At 61.3% G+C, this 17,861-nt stretch carries 16 protein-coding genes; 7 read left to right on the forward strand and 9 right to left on the reverse strand.

Annotation, left to right across the window (positions count from 1 at the left end; translation table 11 throughout):
- Positions 1 to 16: 16 nt before the first annotated feature.
- From P3T42_RS31685 to P3T42_RS31695, 3 genes are all read right to left on the reverse strand, one after another.
- Positions 17 to 1,462 carry a PepSY-associated TM helix domain-containing protein gene (locus P3T42_RS31685; RefSeq protein ID WP_429308287.1) on the reverse strand — a complete coding sequence of 482 codons (1,446 nt, stop codon included), beginning with the start codon at positions 1,460 to 1,462 and terminating at the stop codon, positions 17 to 19.
- A gap of 47 nt (positions 1,463 to 1,509) precedes the next feature.
- Positions 1,510 to 3,750, reverse strand: coding sequence for a TonB-dependent receptor (locus P3T42_RS31690; protein ID WP_429308288.1), 2,241 nt, complete (start codon positions 3,748 to 3,750; stop codon positions 1,510 to 1,512).
- Positions 3,751 to 3,932: 182 nt separating this feature from the next.
- Positions 3,933 to 4,295, reverse strand: coding sequence for a DUF2946 domain-containing protein (locus P3T42_RS31695; RefSeq protein WP_429308306.1), 363 nt, complete (start codon positions 4,293 to 4,295; stop codon positions 3,933 to 3,935).
- Between the two features lie 273 nt (positions 4,296 to 4,568).
- Here P3T42_RS31695 and P3T42_RS31700 point away from each other — a divergent pair, with 273 nt between their 5' ends.
- The 5 genes from P3T42_RS31700 (at position 4,569) to P3T42_RS31720 (ending at position 9,601) form a co-directional block, all read left to right on the forward strand.
- Positions 4,569 to 5,450 carry a LysR family transcriptional regulator gene (locus P3T42_RS31700; protein WP_429308307.1) on the forward strand — a complete coding sequence of 294 codons (882 nt, stop codon included), beginning with the start codon at positions 4,569 to 4,571 and terminating at the stop codon, positions 5,448 to 5,450.
- A gap of 49 nt (positions 5,451 to 5,499) precedes the next feature.
- A complete protein-coding gene (locus P3T42_RS31705; protein WP_429308289.1) occupies positions 5,500 to 6,153 on the forward strand; it encodes an NADPH-dependent FMN reductase in 654 nt (217 codons plus the stop codon).
- A gap of 300 nt (positions 6,154 to 6,453) precedes the next feature.
- Positions 6,454 to 7,434: a D-2-hydroxyacid dehydrogenase gene (locus P3T42_RS31710; protein ID WP_429308290.1), complete on the forward strand. Its 981-nt coding sequence runs from the start codon at positions 6,454 to 6,456 to the stop codon at positions 7,432 to 7,434.
- A gap of 179 nt (positions 7,435 to 7,613) precedes the next feature.
- The gene (locus tag P3T42_RS31715; protein ID WP_429308291.1) at positions 7,614 to 8,000 is read left to right on the forward strand and encodes a VOC family protein; all 387 of its coding nucleotides are present in this window, start codon (positions 7,614 to 7,616) and stop codon (positions 7,998 to 8,000) included.
- A gap of 140 nt (positions 8,001 to 8,140) precedes the next feature.
- Complete coding sequence (locus tag P3T42_RS31720; RefSeq protein ID WP_429308292.1) at positions 8,141 to 9,601, forward strand: MFS transporter; 1,461 nt, start codon at positions 8,141 to 8,143, stop codon at positions 9,599 to 9,601.
- On the opposite strand, the gene P3T42_RS31725 is transcribed toward P3T42_RS31720, so the two are convergent.
- From P3T42_RS31725 to P3T42_RS31745, 5 genes are all read right to left on the reverse strand, one after another.
- A complete protein-coding gene (locus P3T42_RS31725) occupies positions 9,588 to 10,676 on the reverse strand; it encodes a hypothetical protein (RefSeq protein WP_429308293.1) in 1,089 nt (362 codons plus the stop codon). The two genes, P3T42_RS31720 and P3T42_RS31725, sit on opposite strands and share 14 nt — an antisense overlap.
- 117 nt (positions 10,677 to 10,793) lie before the next feature.
- A complete protein-coding gene (locus P3T42_RS31730; protein ID WP_429308294.1) occupies positions 10,794 to 11,498 on the reverse strand; it encodes a TonB family protein in 705 nt (234 codons plus the stop codon).
- A gap of 1 nt (position 11,499) precedes the next feature.
- Positions 11,500 to 11,898, reverse strand: a complete 399-nt coding sequence (locus P3T42_RS31735) for an ExbD/TolR family protein (RefSeq protein ID WP_074296725.1) — start codon at positions 11,896 to 11,898, stop codon at positions 11,500 to 11,502.
- A 2-nt stretch (positions 11,899 to 11,900) separates the two neighbouring features.
- Entirely contained in the window at positions 11,901 to 12,590 is a 690-nt protein-coding gene (locus P3T42_RS31740) for a MotA/TolQ/ExbB proton channel family protein (protein ID WP_429308295.1), read from the reverse strand.
- Between the two features lie 13 nt (positions 12,591 to 12,603).
- Complete coding sequence (locus P3T42_RS31745; RefSeq protein WP_074296730.1) at positions 12,604 to 14,775, reverse strand: TonB-dependent receptor; 2,172 nt, start codon at positions 14,773 to 14,775, stop codon at positions 12,604 to 12,606.
- A gap of 332 nt (positions 14,776 to 15,107) precedes the next feature.
- On the opposite strand from P3T42_RS31745, the gene P3T42_RS31750 reads away from it, so the two are divergent.
- Together P3T42_RS31750 and P3T42_RS31755 are read left to right on the forward strand one after the other, a co-directional pair.
- Complete coding sequence (locus tag P3T42_RS31750; protein ID WP_074296732.1) at positions 15,108 to 15,791, forward strand: response regulator transcription factor; 684 nt, start codon at positions 15,108 to 15,110, stop codon at positions 15,789 to 15,791.
- Entirely contained in the window at positions 15,778 to 17,139 is a 1,362-nt protein-coding gene (locus tag P3T42_RS31755) for a sensor histidine kinase (protein WP_171991648.1), read from the forward strand. The genes P3T42_RS31750 and P3T42_RS31755 overlap by 14 nt, the downstream gene beginning before the upstream one ends.
- Positions 17,140 to 17,207: 68 nt before the next feature.
- Here the strand turns inward: P3T42_RS31755 and P3T42_RS31760 are convergent.
- Positions 17,208 to 17,861 (reverse strand): glycosyltransferase (locus P3T42_RS31760; RefSeq protein WP_429308296.1); only part of this gene is annotated, 654 nt, incomplete at its 5' end.

The following is a 17,861-nucleotide window of genomic DNA, read 5'->3' on the forward strand; positions in this document are numbered from 1 at the left end:
CTCAAGAACCCAAACGCTATGCCGCACGGCCAAAGAAGGTTCGATCGGCCATCCAGACTGCGAGCATGCTGGCGCCCATCAACGGAAACAGGACTCCAAGGAACACCAGGCCGGCCTTCCATGCACGCATGGGCGGCACGGCGCGTGCGCGGCCTGGTGCGCCGAGCGAGCGCGCAGGACGGCGCTTCCACCACATCATGCAACCGGTCACCGCCATGGCGGCAAGACCCAGTGAGATCAGCACGCACAATATCTGGTTGACCAGCCCGAAATAGCGGCCCATATGAAGCGAGGTGCCGTAAGAGACGGCCTTCGACACCGCGCCGTAGTCCGCATAACGAATGTCCTTGAGGACTGCACCGCTATATTGGTCGATATAAAGCGTGCGCTCCTGCTGCGGATCCGGTGGAAAGTAGGACACCGTATAAACACCGCTTGCCGAGGCAGGCAGCACAATATCGTAGCCACCCGCCACACCGAGCGACGCCACCAGGGCCACCACACGTCCGAGTGGAAAGTGACCTTGAGCGTCGTCACTGCGCGAATTCGGCACCGGTACATTGCCCACCGCCCACGGTGTCGTGGGCAGCGGCAGGTCGTCCATCGTCATGCCCGGCATCGACTCCATGGAGGATTCATGGTGGGCGACATTAGCCGGCGCAGGTTTCCCATCGCTCCTCCCAGGCAAAGTGGACTGCAACGGAAGCCCACCCCACGAGCCAGGCGGTGCGCCGAGATGGGCACTGGTCGCCAGCGCCTTGAACTGCTTTCCCCACGACCCCGACCAGGGTAACCCCGTCAGCACGAAGGCCAAGGCGCCAAGCGCAAGCCAGATGCCCAACACCGCGTGCAAACTCTTCCAGAGCGCACGCCCCTTAAGCGCGAAGCGCGGCCATAACGCGTCGCGCAACGTCGTCGTCTCGCGCGGCCACCACAGGGCGACGCCGGTACCGATCATCACGAGCGTCCAGCAGGCGGCCAGCTCCATCAAGAGTTCGCCGGGCTTGCCCAGTAACAGCTTGCGATGGAGCATGCGGTCCACCTGCATGAAGCGGTGCTCCACGCTAAGCGTGCCAAGCAACGCTCCTGTGTACGGATTCAGATAGACGCTTTGCTTTTCGCCGCTCGGCAAGCGAAACACAAATTCGGCGCTGCGTGCAGGGTTCTGATCGATGGCCGCGGTCGTCGCCAGCGCACCTTCAGGCATCGCCTTGCGGGCGCTCGCCAGCAACGCGTCTTCGCTCAGACGCGGTCGCGCTTGCGGCTCGACGACCAGGCGATGCCGGTACAACAGCGGTTCGATTTGCGGCTGAAAGCAGTACAGCGTGCCGGTGATGGCCAGAACCACCAGGAACGGCATCACGAAGAGGCCGGCGTAGAAATGCCAGCGCCATAAGGTTCGATAGCCGGCACCGGCTGTGCTGCGTGCCGAAGACACGGAGTGCGTCGTGGTCGCGGACATTCAATTCTCCTGATTAGCTAAACGTAGACTAAAGCTCGGACCCGACTTCACAGGCGCAGCTTGCCTTCCACGTAGAACGTGCGGCCCGGGTACGGGTGATAGACGAAGTAGCGCTCATCGAACAGGTTGTCGATGCCGATACCGATCTCGCTGAGCTTCGTGGGCTTGAACGTGTATTTCACGTCGGCGACGGTGTAACTGCTGGTGCCGCCGAAGACGTCCGGATTGGTGTCGGTATTGGTCAGCGTGTTGTATTGCCGGCCCGAGTAATGCACGCCCGCGGTGACCGTCGAGCGCCCGTCCAGGCGATAGCTCGCCACCAGATCGGCACGCCACAACGGAATGCGGTAGAAGTACTTACCGACGGTCGCCGGATTCTGGGCGTTAGCAAGAATCTTCGATTGCGTGTAAGCCACGCTCGTCATGAGATCCAGCCCGCGCACCACGACGTCCTCCCCCGCATAGCTCGTCTCGACGCCGCGCGAACGCACCTCGCCGATGTTCTGGAAGTTCGTGACGTTAGGCACGACCGTCGTATCGGTCTGGCTGAAGATCGTATTCTTGACGTCGTCCTGGAACAGTGTGAAACGGAACAGGCCGTTCCAGTGAGCCCATTCGGCGGTGAGCTCTTTCGAAAGATCGTTTTCCGGCCTCAGGTTCGGATTGTTGTTGACGATCGAGGAACCGTTGATCTGCCCTTGAAACAGCTCGCTGACGGTCGGAAAGCGGTAGGCCCGGCCAATGGATGCGCGCAACGTCAGATCGTTGGTGAAATCGAACGAGAGCGATGCCTTGGGCGAGACATGCTGGTCGCTCACATCGCTATAAGGCACCCGCGTGCCGGCGATCGCCTGTGAACCGTCGTAGGCTTGCCAATCCTCATAGCGCGCCCCATACACGAGCTTCCAGCGCGGCAGGAAACGCCAGGCGTCCTGCGCGTAGACGGCTTGCGTCTGGGTCTTGCCCGCAAACGCGTTAGCGAATGCGTTGCCCGCGCCGTCCTGCCAGTTGAGCGTGTTGTACGTGGTGTTGTCGAGGAAGTAGTTGTCGTAGTGATAGCCGAAGGTCAGCGCATGGTTCGCCAGACCGGCTGCAGGCGTAGCCGGCGTATACGTCGTCTTCAGATCGAGCGTCTTCCAGCCGGTGCCGTCGCCGAAGGTCACGCTCCCTGGACCGTTGCCGGGCGCGCCTGAGTTCGCCGTGCGCGCGACGCTGCTGCCGATATCGTAGTAGGAAGCAATCGCTTCGCCATTCCAGCCCGTCGCGTTGCGCGTTTTCAGCGTGACGCCATAGAGCCAGTTTTCGCTGTAGCCCGAGCTGGGTGCAAATTCGGCCGCGGGAATCCGGTATTCGTAGCCCCCGATATTGACGTTGCCGCTATACACCGGATTGCCATTGTCATCGCGCAGGAATGTCGACGTCTGGCTGTTATAGCTGTGATGCCAATAGCCCAGCGTCAAGCCGCCTTGCAGCGTCGGCGTGAAGTCGTACTGCATCTTCAGCTTGAACTGGTCGTTGATCGAGTGCTCGATACCTTCCCCATTCACACCCAGTACCGCAGTCGGCGTGTTGGTCTGGTTGTTGTAGAAATACGCACCGGTAACGGGGATGTCGCCGGCTTTGGCCAGTGTGTTCGACCTGGCGAGTGTCCCGAACTGCAGCGGTTGACTGGTGTTCTCGAGATGATTCGCGTCGAGCCGATACGAGAAATTGCCGACCTTGTCGCCGATCGACGCACTCGCCTCGCTGCCGTTGAAGTTCCCGTTCACGCCGAACAGGCTGAAATGCTGGGTAAATCCCTTGACGTCGGCTTCCGCCTGAAAATGCGTCGGCATACGCGTGGTAATCAGCACCGTCGCGCCCAGCGAATTGCCCGGATAGGCGGCGGAGAACGGACCGTAGATCACGCTCACCTGCTGGATTTCGTCAGGCGCCACCATCGACCATGCCGGTGGAAACGAATAGCTATTGCCGAGCAGGTTGCTCAGCAACAAACCGTCTGCGTAGACGAGTCCTCGCGCGCTTTGGCTATTGCTCGTGCCGCGCACGGCGATGATCGAATTCAGGTCGCCGATAAAACGCTTGCGTACCGCGAGGTTAGGCATGTACTGCAACACGTCCTCGCTGTTCACCACGTTCCAGTTCTGGAACTGGGCGGGGGTGACCGTCTCGACGGTGGCCGGCAGATTGGGATCGACTGTGATGGGGTTGGGTGCACTCGCAGTAATGGTCACCGAAGGCAATGTAACGCCACTGGCGATATCGCCGGCCTGAGCGAATGACGGCATGACGGAAAGCGGCAGCAAGCCGAGCGTGACAGGCGAGACAGAGCGTGCCCGTTTGCGCGCGCAAAGGGGCCGCCTTCGCAAAGCGAAGTTAAACATGAAGGTTTCCTGAATGCATTGGACAAGCGGCCGCGCGCGCCCTTCATGGGCGCATGGCTAGGCACGGCCAGCAGCAATAACGGCGATCAGGAAACGGCAGGCGGGTCGCGTGGACGACCGGAAGGAAAAGCGCCGAGTGGCGTAAAGCGGATATTCAGAACCGGCGCAGCAGCGGCACTCGTGAGTACGAAGAGAGACAGCGCAGCGGGAGGAACAGGCGGCGCCACCACATGATGCGCCAACAGGTTGCAATAACCGCAGGCGTCCAGTGAACTGACGGGATCGTGATGCTCTGGACTACCAGGTTGAGCAGCAGAACAAAGCGCGGCGACGGGTTCATCCGCGCGTGCCGAGACGACCAGTTGACTCACGACCGGCGCGAATACGATGAGCCACATGGCGATCAGGCCAAGCCATGCAGTCAGGTATTTGCGGTTGTAGAAGGTCATGTCGTTTGGGCGCAATAACGCGCGGAAGTCTATCACTTCGATAGGGGCATATCCAGATGGGTGGCGAAGTTGCGTGGCATTTTGACGCACTGTTCGAACGGCTCCGTGATGCCCGCGGCCGACCCGAAAAGGTCGAATGTCCGAAATTCGAAAGCGTTTGACCCGTCGAGCGAAACACCGCGCGATAGAGTGCGTCCGGTAGTCAGGGCGCAGCATCAAGGCCCTCACCCTTAACAATGCTCGGGAGAATGCAACGTGGATGCCTTGAATTCGATGCGAGTCTTCGTCAAAGTCGCGGAGTTCAACAGCTTCGCACGGGCCTCCGAAGCGCTGGATATGGCGGTGCCGAGAACAAGCCGGATCATTTCCGAACTCGAGGATCACCTCGGCACCCGCTTGCTGCAACGAACCACACGCAAGATGTCGCTGACCGAACCCGGGCGGATCTATCTGGAACGCTGTCGGCAGATCCTCGGTGAAATCGAAGAGACATACCTCATGCTCTCGGCGAATGCGGTCAGCACGTCGGGACGCATCCGCGTCGCCGCGCCTGCGCTCTTTGCCCAGCACAAGCTCGCGCCGGTGCTTGCGGCCTATCAGCGTGCCTATCCGAATGTCATCGTAGACCTTGTCCTTGCCGATCGCCCGGTCGATCTGATCGAGGAAGAGTTCGATCTTGGCATTCTCGCCGCGCGCCGCATCAATGCCATGAGCCTCGTGTCACGACACCTCGCGACCACCGATTTTCACATCTGCGCCGCGCCCGGCTATCTCGCCGAACATGGCACGCCCATACACCCGTCGGAGCTGGCCGATCATCCCTACCTAGCTTTTCGTACCGAACACAGCAGCGAAGAGGTGATTTTCCACGCGGCGGACGGCACGTCGATCGCCGTGCAGCCAAAAACGTCCTTCGTGTGCAACAACATCGGCATGTTGCGTGCGAGCGCACTGGCCGGAATGGGTATTGCCACGCTCTCGGCCTACCTCGTTGAGGACGACATACGGACGGGACGCTTGCAGCGCATCTTGCCTGAATATCACCTGGCCGATAGGGAGTTCCGGATCGTGTACTCGACCCGCAAATTCCAGTCGCTCAAGGTCAAGGCATTCATCGATCTCGCGGTCGAACATTTTCGTCAGACCAACGAGTAGACCATTTGACCGAAACTCGAAAGTGCATGTCCGACCGCTTGTGTTCGCGTTGGCTATAGTCGAATCCTCTTTATTGCCCAGTCCCTCTTCCCTGTTGTTCGTCTACAAGCTCATGAAAACATCGTTCAAATTTGTTGGCCTGTCGGGTAGCCTGCGTCAGGCGTCTTTCTCGTCCACCGTGCTGAACGCGTTCGGCCAGCAGCTTCACTCCCACGGGCACGGTCTCGATCTGTTGAATATCGGCGACTTCCCGCACTACAACCAGGATATCGAAGAAGCCGGTCTGCCGGCAGCGGTCGCAACGGGACGCCACCTCGTCGAGCAAAGCGACGGCGTCGTCATTGTTGCGCCGGAGTTCAATCACGGCATACCTGGTGTCCTGAAGAACACCTTGGACTGGCTCTCCCGGCCCGCATTTGCGAGCTGCTTCGAGAACAAGCCGGTTATCTTCTGCACGATCTCGCCGGGCGCGCTTGGGGGCGTCCGCGCGCAGTATCAACTGCGGGAAACGCTGAGTTCAATGCTTTGCCACGTTGTGCCTATGCCGGAAATCGTCATTCCGCACGTCAACAAGAAGGTCGAAAACGGGATCTTCACGGACAAGCCGACCCTCGACTTCATCTCGAACTCCATCAGGCGACTGATCCAGGCGATCGAGCTCCGCCGAACTGCGCAGGACCAGGCGTCTGCGATCGAAGCCTGACGCGCTAGCGCGGATTTCTCTCTCGCGCGTGTTCGCACACGGCACGCGCGAGAATGGGGGCGCTTCGAGCGTCACGCTGCCGGTACAGTCGCTCGTTCCTGAATTTCACAAGCAATCCCAAGGAAAATGCTCCAATGAGAATGGCCATGCTGGCTCCGGTCTCCGCACTCATCGTGACTTCGAGCGCCCCTTTCCCTTAGGGAAAGCGTCGTTGAGGATCGAGCAAACCGCAGCGCCAGGCGCCGTTCACAATGGAGGGGATTCGACACCGAACGTCTAACGCCACACTGCAGATCGATCATGCCAAACGCTCCCGCCCCCCTGAAGGTCGTCTTCCTTGACCGCGCAACCATTTCCCCCCAAACCGTACTCAAGGCACTCCCCTTCCCGCATTCCCTTGAGGTTTTCCAAAACACACCCGCTGAGTCGGTTGCGGTTCGCATCGCGAATGCGGATATCGTCATCGTGAACAAGGTTCGCCTCACCCGTTCGGACCTGGAACAGGCGAAGCACCTGAAAATGATCGCCATCGCCGCGACAGGTACGGACAATGTCGACCTCACGACCTGTCGCGAGCGGGGAATCGTGGTGAGCAACATCCGGAACTACGCCACGCACACCGTCCCCGAGCACACGTTTGCGCTGATCTTTGCACTGCGGCGCAGCCTCGTGGCTTACCGCGACGCGGTAAGCGCCGGCCGCTGGCTGGAGGCGAACCAGTTCTGCTTCTTCGACTTTCCCATCCGCGACCTGAGCGGCACCACGCTGGGAATCATCGGCGATGGGGCGCTCGGACGCGCCGTTGCCGATATCGGACGCGCGCTCGGACTTCGCGTTCTCTTCTCCGCTTATAAAGGCCGCGCGGATATGGGTCCGCTCTATACACCGTTCCAGGAGATGCTTGAGACGAGCGACATCATTTCCTTGCATTGTCCCTTGACGCCCGCCACGCGGGACCTGATCGGGAAAGCCGAATTTCTTCAGATGAAGCGCAAGCCGCTGCTGATCAACACCGCGCGCGGCGGGTTGGTGAACGAGACCGCACTCGTTGCAGCCTTGAAGTCGGGGATGATCTCGGGGGCCGGCTTCGATGTCGTGACGCAAGAACCGATGCCGCTCGACCATCCGTTCCAGGAAATCCTGTCGCACCCTGGTTTTGTTCTGACGCCGCACGTGGCGTGGGCGAGCGACGAAGCGATTCAGGCGCTGGCCGATCAACTCATCGACAACATCGCCGCATTTCAGGCCGGCACCCCCCGGCACGTCGTGTCGCTCGCCTAAGCGGGTAAACCTTAGGCTGCCACCGCAATGCCTTGCCGGCGGGTTCTCGCGGCCGCCTTTCCCGGATGGAAAGCATCCTTGAGAATCCAGCGATTATCGCGCGCCTGGAAATGCAGCAGGATGAACGACATGACGCGGCATTCCGACGTAGCGCGCCTTCGTTCAACCAGGAGTTTGCAATGCCATTGATTGACCACCTTGATCATCTGGTTCTGACCTGTGTCGACCCCGAGGCGACCCGGCACTTCTACACCCAGGTCATGCAGATGGAACTCGAGACGTTCGGCGCGGGCCGGCTGGCTTTCCGATTCGGCAATCAGAAGATCAACCTTCACGTTCGCGGATCCGAATTCGAACCGAAGGCACACGTCCCCGTGCCCGGCGCACTCGACTTGTGCTTCATTGCCGCCGTCCCGCTCGACGATGTGATCAGGCATCTGAACAAGGTGGAGTGGCCGATCGTCGAGGGGCCGGTTGAACGCACCGGCGCCACGCAGAAGATCCGCTCGGTGTACGTGCGCGATCCCGATCTCAACCTGATCGAAATTTCCGAACTCTTGAACTGAGTCGCGAAGGTCATTGCCGCGGTGTGTGGTGCAGGGTGCGCCCAGGTCGCGCACCCGCCATGACACAGCCAGCGGCACCGCACCAGGCATAAGAACCGTGGGCGGCACATCAGCATGATCCAATAAATCAAGGAGACGCCATGAGCGCCAACAATCTGGGCCTGGGCAGCGGAGCGGGCGCCCAGGCCGCTTTCCCTGCCTCTGCACCCGGCGCCGCACCCGATGCGGCGCCCTCGCCAAATACCCATGCGCTCACGCTCGGCGACTGGATGGACAACATGCGGGTGGGCCCGCTGCATCGATTCGTTGTGCTGGTGATCGGCATCGGCCTGTTCTTCGACATGTATGAGATTTTCCTCGTCAGCTCGATCGGCACCGCACTGCAGGGCGAATACGGCATCGACCGACACAGCACCGACTTCAAGCTCCTGCTGGCCTCGGCCTTTATCGGCATGTTTTTCGGTTCGTTCTGTCTCGGCAGCATGGCCGACCGGATCGGCCGGCGCAAGGCGTTCCTGTTCAACCTGGTCTGGTACAGCGCGTTTTCATTGGCCGGTGCGTTCTCCGTGAACGCCGGGATGCTCGTGATCTGCCGCGTGCTCACCGGCATCGGTGTAGGCGCGATTTACCCGGTCGCCGATAGCTTCCTCTCCGAGATTCTGCCCAAGGAACGTCGAGGCCGGTTGGCCGCGTGGGCCTACACCACCTCGTATGTCGCCGTGCCGCTGGTGGGGTTCCTCGCGCTGTGGCTCAATCCGCTGCACATTGGCGCGGTGGCGGGCTGGCGGATCATCCTGGTGATCGGCAGCCTGGGGGCTGTGCTGGTCCTGATCGTGCAGCATAAGCTGCCCGAGAGTCCGCGCTGGTTGCTGGCGCAGGGGCGCGTCGAGGAGGCGCACGCCATGCTTCGGCGCTTCGCCGCAAGCGCGGGGGTGACCATATCGGGCATCCTGCCTGAAGCGGCGAACACGCAGCATCCGGTCACGTTGCGCGAGCGCGTGGCCTTGTTGCGCCGCCCGCCCTATGACAAGCGCTACCTGATGCTGACCATCTTCCACCTGCTGCAAGGATTCGGTTATTACGGCTTTGGCACACTGGCCAGCACGGTAGTAAAAAGCCGCGGATATGACGTCACCGACGGGACCTTGTTTATCGCCCTGTCGTTTCTGGGCTACCCGGTCGGCTCGCTGCTGTCCATTCCGCTTCTCAGCTGGATAGAACGTCGCACCCTCGTGATCGTATCGATCCTGGCCATCGCAGCCTGCGGCCTGTGTTTCGCCTATTCGAACAATTCCACGCTGATCGTCTGCTTTGGTGTGTTGACCACCTGCGCATCGAATGTCTTCAGTAATGCCTATCACGTGTACCAGTCGGAGATATTTCCGGCGGGCGCACGCTCCACGGCCATCGGCAGCACCTATTCGCTGTCGCGCATCGTCAGCGGCATCCTGCCGTTCATCTTGCTGCCGATATTGAGTGCGTACGGCGCAGGCGCCATGTTCGGCATCATCGCCGCTGCGCTGCTGACCGTGGCCTTGACGGTGCGGGTACTGGGACCCCGCACCACCCGGCGTAGTCAGGACGAGATCAATCCGGTGTGAGATGGCGGCTGCCGGCTGGCTTGCGCTGTGCCACCAGTACCTCGAAGGTCCCGGGAATCACACTCGGTCGCGGATGCGGCGTGTCGGCGCTAGCCGCTTCCGCAGGGCCGAACTTCGACGACACGAGATAGACGCGATGTGCCTTGGCGTCGAGCGCCATGGTTTTCGCGCCCTCTTGCGTCTGCACGTTTTGTGCGACGCTGTAGTGGTTCGCATCGTCTTCATGCACCAACGTCAGCGTCCCATCCGCGCCATTCGAGCTAAACGCTAGCTTCAGCGCAGGATCGAAGGCAGCCGTGTCCGGATGACCGCCAATCGGAATCTCAGCCACATGACGGCCCGACACCGCGTCCGTCACCATCATGCGCTGGTTGGCGCATACGGAGAACAGGCGCTCGCTCGTGGGGTCGATGGCGAGACCGGTCGGTTCCTCGCACGGTGCGATCGACCAATGCGCCAGCACGCTGGCCGACCTGCCGTCCATTTCGACGATCTCGCCTTTGTCTTCGACGTTGACGAAGACATGCCCGTGGTTGTCCGCGGCAAGCGCTTCCGGTTTGCCCCCCACCGGCAAGGTGGCGACGATCTTGCGCGTTGCGACGTCGATTTCACTCACGCTCTGATCATGCCCGTTGCTGACGAAGATCCGCTGCAGCGAGGGGACATAGAGAATGCCGTCGGGATCCGGGCCTGCGGCCTTGATAGTATCGACCACCTGCAGCGTGTCGAGATTGACGACGGTAATGGTATCGGCCCGGCCATTGGTCACGAAGCCGAGCTTAAGGTCCTGCACGAATGCAAAACCGTGCACCCCATCGGTATGCGCGATCTCGCCGAACAGCTTGCCCGTCTGCGTATCGACGACCTGCACATGCGTGTCCCGGCTGATGAACAGATGATGGCGCACCGCATCGTACGCTACGTAGTCCCAATGTTCGTCGCCGTCCAGACCATAATGCCTCACGACTTCGAACTGCGCGTCGGGTTTAACCGTTGCAGCGTGCGCCGCGGCAAGGGCAAGCAAAGAGATAACGCCACCCACGGTCAGCGTTTGCAGAATGTGCTTTATTTTCACTTGAATTGACTCCGTTTGTTGATGTCGATTGAAACTCGGACGAGCGCTATCGCGCTCCGGTCTGAAACCGTCGCGTCTTTAATCCGGCCATGCCGAAACCTCAGTGCGGGATGGCTGTCATTCGTGGTCGTCGAGGTTGAAGGTGACCCACAATTGTTCCGCGAGCGTCTTGCCGACAAATGCGGGTTCAGGCTTGGGATACGACGCATCGCGCACCGCCGCGAGCGCCGCACGATCGAGCAAACCAATGCCGCTGGACACCACGACGCTCACGTTCGACACCTCGCCGTCCCGATACTGAAACGCGACCCGCGTGCGACCGGCCATGCCCGCCATACGCGCCGATTCCGGGTAGCGCAGCGCCGCCTGAATGGCCGCGCGTAAGGCCCCCTCAAAACTCGGTGTGGCAGTCACGACTGCCGGCGCGGGCGCGGCAGCAGGCGGCGGTGGCGGACGCGGCACGGGCGGCGGATCAGTCGGCGTTGCCGCGGGCATGACCGGCGCGGGCGTTGGCTCAGGCCGTGGGTTCGCGATCGCGGCAGGCTTCGGCGGTGCAACGTGCGCCACACGATGCACCGGCACGACCGGATGCGTGGGGCTTGGCGCCTCCGGTTTGGGTGGCACGACAGCGGGTTTCGGCATGGGCGCGGGCGCCGCTAGCGTCAGCAACGTCGGCGGCAGTTCGGCCGGCGCAGGCGAACGATGCGTCAAAAACGCAAATGCACCGCCAAGCAGGAGCACTTCCGCGAGCAGCGCCAGCACCGCAGCGGACATCAGGCGCGGCCGTTCCCGCACAACCTCGGGGGCGGAGACAGTCGCCATATCAGTTCGCCACGGGTTGCGCAGCCAGCGCGATCTGCGAGACGCCCGCGGCACGACAGGCGTCCATGACCGCGACGAGCTTCTGGATCTGCGCCTGCTTCGAGCCGGCAATCGTCACCACGGTGTGTGAAGCATCGGCTCTCGCTGCCAGCATCGCCGTCAGTTCAGCGGGACTCAAAGTGCGGCCATCGACGGAGAGGCTGCCGTCGGTCGCGAGCGTGACGGTCACCTTCGGCGGCGGCAAGGACTGCGTCGTGGTACTCGAAGGCAACTGTGTGCGCAAACCGGCGTTCGGAATCATGTGCAGCGTGATCATGATGAAAAACACCAGCAGAAAAAACATGATGTCGATCATCGGAATGATCTCGATGCGAGCCTTGCGCGCTTCGAAATACTTCATCGTCACGCTCCCTGCGACGCAAGTTTTCCGACCACTGCACGCGGTGCCTCGCGCACGGCTTTTGAGCCTTCGTGCGACGTCCCAGCGAGACGGTTGACGAGCGCGGCCTTCACAGTCTCCATCTGATGCACGACACCCCGCACGCGATTGTGCAAGCCGTTGAAGAACACCAGACCGATCATCGCGACGAACAGCCCCGACGCTGTCGCGATCAGCGCCTCGGCCACGCCGCCCGTCACCTGGGTCGGCGCATTGCCTGGGTTCGACAGCACCTGAAACGCGTTGAACATGCCGACGATCGTGCCGAACAGACCGAGCAGCGGCGCAAGTGTGACGATGGTGTCGAGCACCCAGAGAAAGCGGTCGATGCGCGGCGCTTCGCGCATGATGGCTTCCTCCAGGCACGCATCGAGCTCTTCGCGCGAGGCCTGTCCGGCAAGACGTCCGGCGGTGGCGAACAGCGTCGCCATCGGCAGCGCGTGAAACTGCTCGGCGCAGGCGGTCAGCGTCGCCGCATTGAACGTGTCGAGTCTGTCGAGCTGCTCGAGCGCCGCGCGGCTGCTGCCGGCGGCACGCTGCAGAAACCAGCAACGTTCGATGATGATCGTCAAGGCGACGAACAGCATGGCGGCAATCACGTACAGAACGCCGCCCGAATTGTTCGCGAGGTGTAGCAGGGTATCGACGGTCATGGGAAAGCTCCGGTTAGAAGTCGGTGGACAAGGTGCCGATGAAGGCACGGCCCGGGATGGTCCAGTACAGCGGCGTGTTGTCGGCAGCGGTATAGCCTGCCAGCGCGTCGATACTGGTGCGGTTGAACAGGTTGTCGATCTGGAAGCCGATGCGCGTGTTATGCAGCCACGGCGCAAGGCTCTTGATCGTGTAGGCGGCCGAGAAGTTGGTCACCGCAAAGCCGCCAATGGGCTGCGTGTCGCCGGTGTCGCCAAACTGGTGGCCCACAAACTTCGTGATCAGCGAGCCGTTGAGCGGGCCGTGTTCGTAGAGCACGCCGGCTGCAGCGGTTTGCTGCGGCGCGTTCGGCATCCAGTCGCCGGTACTCTTCTGCTTGGCCGAGTTGAACGTCAGATTGGCGTAGAGGCTGAAACCGTAGCCGAGCGAGAAGGTGGCTTCGGACTCGAAACCCTTGTACACCGCGCCGCCGGCATTCGTGAAGATCGTGTTGTCGCCCACCGTGCGGCTCGTCACCGCGTTGCGGAAGTTGATGTAGTACAGGTCCGCTGAAACCGTCAAACGGTTGGTCTTGAAGGTCGTGCCGATCTGGTAGTTATCCGTTTGCTCCGGATCGGGCTGCCCCGACACCGACGGGTTCTGCACGTAGAACACATTCAGGTTAGGCGCCAGAAAGCCCTGCGCATACTGGATGTACGCGCTCCAGTCGGAAGCAATCTGTTCGTGGACCGTGAGCGAGGGCAGCACCTTCGTCCACGTATGGCCATAATCGAGCGGATCGCCCGATTTCTGGTTCATCGGCGAATCGATATCGCGATTGAACGACACATACTTCACACCCGGCGTCACCGTCAGGCCATAGGGGAGTTGCAGCGCGTACTGCAGGTAAGGCTCGAACGTCAGCAACGTATCGGTCATCGTGAAGTTCTGCGACAGGAACGCAAAGTTCAACGAATCGTCGACATTGAAGTTGTCGCGGAAGTTGGACTGGTGCGTGATCCACGCCCCCATCTGCAGCGTGCCCGGTCCGATCTTCCGTTCGGCCGTGAGCACGTCGCCCCATGCGCGGTAGTTGTTGTTCATCTCCTGACCCGGCACATCGTTCGCACCGAGGCTGGTGCCGTTCGGCGTTTCGCCGTTCGGATCGAGTCCGTTAAAGCCGTTGTGGTAGTAGCCGTAGGTGTACAGCTTGTTATTGATGACCCATTGAGCGACCTTCGTCTGAACGTCGATGTACTCGAAGTCCGTGTTGATCAGGTCGACGTTGTAGCCGGAGAACGCCTGACTCGCCGGATTGTCGTTCAGACCGAAGTTCGGACCATAGGCCTGAATCTGTGCGGCGGTTGCGCCGAGCGGCACATTCTGGTGAATATTGTTGTAGGTGGCGAAGACGGTGATTAAAGTATTGTCGCCAATCGGCTTTTCGAGCTTGAAGTAGACGTTCTGACGACGTTGCGCAGAATCCGTCAGGTAGCCGTCGCTGCCGGTCTGCGTGTAGCCCACCATCGCGCGGGCATCGCCCCACTGCTGCATGTCGCCCGTATTCAGTTCCGCGCCGGTAATCCACGTGTTCCAGCTACCGTATGAACCCAGCACCGAAAACGACGGCGTGAGCGAAGGATCCTTCGACTCCAACCCAATCGTGCCGCCAAAGGTGGCGAAGCCGATCTGCGAGGCGTCGCCCGGACCGCGGTCGATATTGATGCTGCCCAGCACCTGGTTCGAGAAGAACGAGGTCGAGTGGTGGGTGAAGTCGTTGGAGTCGCCAAACGGAATGCCGTCGAATGTCACGTTGTACTGACCGTCCTGGAACCCACGAATGGAGAGGCTTTGCGACTCCATCAAACCGGATCCGTTCGGGTCGATGTTCGACACGCTAGGCGCGATCTGGACGATATCGCTGTAGTTCGAGGTGGGCGCCGTGCTGTTCTGTATGTAGTGCTGGCTGATGACCGATTTCGGTTCGCTGGCCGTCAGCGAACCCTGGGAAGGCGCCTGGGCCGGCGCCGACTCTGCATTCTTTGCGGCAGGCGCGCTGTTATCGGAAGACGACACGGCCGTGCTTTGCACCGAGCCGAGATCGCCGGTTGCCTGCGCATGCGAGACCTGCGCTCCGGCGGCGCACAGCGTCGCAAGAACGAATTGCGTCAGCGGTTTCTGATTGAACTTTGAACGTACCCGTTGCATGGTTCATGCATCCTTGTTTTTGAATGGGGCGGTGGGGCAGTGAGTCAGACAAGGCCGGATGCTATAGACCACGCATTAATGCCCGGTGATGGGTAAATTACGAAGTTAAAGTTCTTATTACGGATTGCCGACAAGTGGCGCGTCGCAGATCGAGTCATGAAACAGCCACATACTCATGGCACGCTTCGCGGCCAGACGTTGAGGCCCGCGAACCTACGCCCGATGTCAGGCGACACCGCAACGACGCTGCGCATGCATCCCAACGACGCGTCATCTAATGGAACTACGTCCTCTTGGAAAGTGAAGCATCGATCCTCCGCCAGCCGGGCCCCATGCCTCGCATCCTGGTTGTCGAAGACGACGACCCCACACGGCTCGAAGTCACTGCGGCGCTCGAGGACTATGGCTTTGCCGTCGAGAGCGTCGCGCGCGGCCACACTGGCTTGCTGCGCGCGCTAGAAGGCGATTTCGATGCAGTGGTGCTGGACCGCATGCTGCCGGATGTCGACGGTCTGTCGATCCTCTCCACCTTGCGCAATGTCGGCAAGCAAACCCCGGTGTTGATCCTGAGCGCGCTTTCGGCGGTCGACGAGCGCGTGCGGGGCCTGCGTGCCGGCGGAGACGACTATCTGACCAAACCATTCGACAGTCTTGAACTCACCGCTCGACTGAATGCATTGCTACGCCGCCGCTCGTCGCCTGTCGAAGCCTCCGCACTAAGCGTGGGCGATCTCGTCCTCGATACCAGCACCCATCACGTCGAGCGTGCAGGCGAGGTCATCGAGCTCAAGCCGCGCGAGTATCAGTTGCTCGAATACATGATGCGTCACGCCGGACAGCCGGTCACGCGGGCGATGCTGTTCGAGTCCGTCTGGAATTACCACTTCAACGCGCAGACCAACGTGATCGATATGCATATCGGACAGTTGCGCCGCAAGGTCAGTCTGAATGGCCGGCTCTCTGTGATGATCCACACGGTTCGAAATGTCGGCTATATCCTCCATGCAGGCGAATAAGCGCCAGACGCGCATGCACTTCAGCAGCGTCACGTGGCTGCTGGCGGTGTTTATCAGTTCGGCTATCGTCCTGTTCACCCTGCTTTACTGGGTGACGCACAGCTATCTGCTGCACGAGGTCGACGAGCGGCTGCTGGGAGAGGTCGCCGAGTTCCACTCAATTGGCCGCGCGGAGGCGATTGCCGACATCGCGGCGCTCAGCCGGCGCGATGTTGCGAGCAGCAGACCCTATGGCGTGTTCGACGCCGACGGCACATGGCTTGCGGGAAATATTCATACGCTGCCGGTTGCCCGGCACCGCAAACCGTTCTACTACACGCAGGTCATGCAAGACGGCCATCGCGCCATCGACGCGCATTTTCGCGGCATCATCGTGCCGACCCAGAGCGGCTTGCGCATCGTGGTGGGGCATTCGATCGACGAAATCATCGACTTCGACCGGACCCTGGTGAAGATGCTCTGCGTGGGTCTGATGTTGACGATCATCCTTGCTGTGGGATGCGGAGCGGCGCTGAACGCGATGTCGAACCGTCGCATCCGGGCCATCAGCGTGACTGGGCGCGAGATCATGGCGGGCCAGCTAAACCGGCGCCTGCCGACCCGAGGCACGCATCACGATCTGGATCGCCTTGCCGAGATCGTCAATACGATGCTCGACGAGATAGAGCGGCTCGTGGCCGAAGTGCGGGGCGTGTGTGCCGGCATCGCGCACGACCTGCGCACGCCGATGACGCATCTGCGCGCAGGCCTGGAACGGGCGCGACGCCGTTCGGCCAGTGTGGACGATTACCAGACCGCCGTCGAAGCGGCCATCGTGCAATCGGACATCGTGCTGAACCGCTTCACCGCACTGCTCAGAATCGCCGAAATCGAAGCCGACGGGCGGCGCGCCAGCTTTGGCGAGGTGTCGCTCAGCACGGTCTTGCGCGATGTCGTGGATCTCTACGAACCCGTTGCGGATGATCGTGGTTTGTCAGTGACCGTGCTTGGGCACGAGCCTGTTCAGGTGACGGGTGACGTAGACCTGCTGTTCGGCGCGGTCGAAAACCTGCTGGATAACGCGCTCAAGTTCACTCCGCGTGGCGGCATGATTACGCTCGAAGCCACGACGGAAGCGGGGGAACCCATTGTGTCTGTCGCAGATTCGGGGCCCGGCATCGAGGCGGGTGAGCGCGAGGCGGTCTTGCGGCCGTTTTATCGCAGTCCGAATCAACAGGCCCATGCGCCGGCCGGACACGGCCTCGGCTTGAGCCTGGTTGCAGCCATTGCGCGCGTGCACGACGCCGACGTGGAAATACACGACAATCAGCCAGGCTGCAAAATGGTATTGCGCTTCAAAGGAGCGTGACTGCCGCGGAAATCCGCGCACGCGGCCGGAGCGGGCGTGCGCGGTCTTTGGATAGCATCTTCGTTGCCCTACTCGTCCTGAACCGGCGACAGCAAGCCGTCGCCGTCCACCTTGAAGCTGAAGCCTCGCCAGATCACTCGCGTCGAGAAGAAACTCGCCACGAAGATCAGAAACGACACGAGATCCCACAGCGGCAGCAGCCATAAGTCGCTATACGCTTGCCCCAGCGCGTGATCCGACTGTACCTTCAACGCCAGTCGCGCGAGCAGCGCCACCGCCACGAGCGGCCATGCCCACGGCGCACCACCCGAGAATGCGGCAGCAAGCAATGCGAAAGCGAGCGGATGCGTCAATACCGAGCCGAAATGGCCGACCGGATCGATCGTGCGGATGGTCCGGCTCCAGCGCAATTCGTGCGCAATCAGCTTGGTGGCGCTGGTCTCGACGCACGCATGCGACACCGTGAACGGCGGTATCACCACCTTCTCGCCGATCATGCGCACCGCTTCGCCGATCGCATGATCCTCCGCCAGGTGATGCACGAACTGCGCGAAGCCGCCGATCTTCTCGAGCGTTTCGCGCCGCATGGCAATGGTCTGCCCAAAGCACGGCCGCGCCATCCCCAATGCCAGCCCCGTCACGACGCCCGGCAGAAACTGGTAATTGGTCGCCTTGGCCGACAGCCGCGGCCAGAACCCCGGATCGGGCTGGCCGCGATAGAC

It is taken from the genome of Paraburkholderia sp. GAS38 (assembly GCF_050434965.1).
GTDB classification, from domain to species: Bacteria; Pseudomonadota; Gammaproteobacteria; order Burkholderiales; family Burkholderiaceae; genus Paraburkholderia; species Paraburkholderia phenazinium_A.

Coding starts and splice junctions, on each gene's coding strand:
- P3T42_RS31730 (WP_429308294.1), bottom strand. CDS start 11,498: ATGGCGACTGTCTCCGCCCCCGAGGTTGTGCGGGAACGGCCGCGCCTG.
- P3T42_RS31745 (WP_074296730.1), bottom strand. CDS start 14,775: ATGCAACGGGTACGTTCAAAGTTCAATCAGAAACCGCTGACGCAATTC.
- P3T42_RS31740 (WP_429308295.1), bottom strand. CDS start 12,590: ATGACCGTCGATACCCTGCTACACCTCGCGAACAATTCGGGCGGCGTT.
- P3T42_RS31750 (WP_074296732.1), top strand. CDS start 15,108: ATGCCTCGCATCCTGGTTGTCGAAGACGACGACCCCACACGGCTCGAA.
- P3T42_RS31710 (WP_429308290.1), top strand. CDS start 6,454: ATGCCAAACGCTCCCGCCCCCCTGAAGGTCGTCTTCCTTGACCGCGCA.
- P3T42_RS31755 (WP_171991648.1), top strand. CDS start 15,778: ATGCAGGCGAATAAGCGCCAGACGCGCATGCACTTCAGCAGCGTCACG.
- P3T42_RS31715 (WP_429308291.1), top strand. CDS start 7,614: ATGCCATTGATTGACCACCTTGATCATCTGGTTCTGACCTGTGTCGAC.
- P3T42_RS31685 (WP_429308287.1), bottom strand. CDS start 1,462: ATGTCCGCGACCACGACGCACTCCGTGTCTTCGGCACGCAGCACAGCC.
- P3T42_RS31700 (WP_429308307.1), top strand. CDS start 4,569: ATGCGAGTCTTCGTCAAAGTCGCGGAGTTCAACAGCTTCGCACGGGCC.
- P3T42_RS31735 (WP_074296725.1), bottom strand. CDS start 11,898: ATGAAGTATTTCGAAGCGCGCAAGGCTCGCATCGAGATCATTCCGATG.
- P3T42_RS31695 (WP_429308306.1), bottom strand. CDS start 4,295: ATGACCTTCTACAACCGCAAATACCTGACTGCATGGCTTGGCCTGATC.
- P3T42_RS31690 (WP_429308288.1), bottom strand. CDS start 3,750: ATGCCGTCATTCGCTCAGGCCGGCGATATCGCCAGTGGCGTTACATTG.
- P3T42_RS31720 (WP_429308292.1), top strand. CDS start 8,141: ATGAGCGCCAACAATCTGGGCCTGGGCAGCGGAGCGGGCGCCCAGGCC.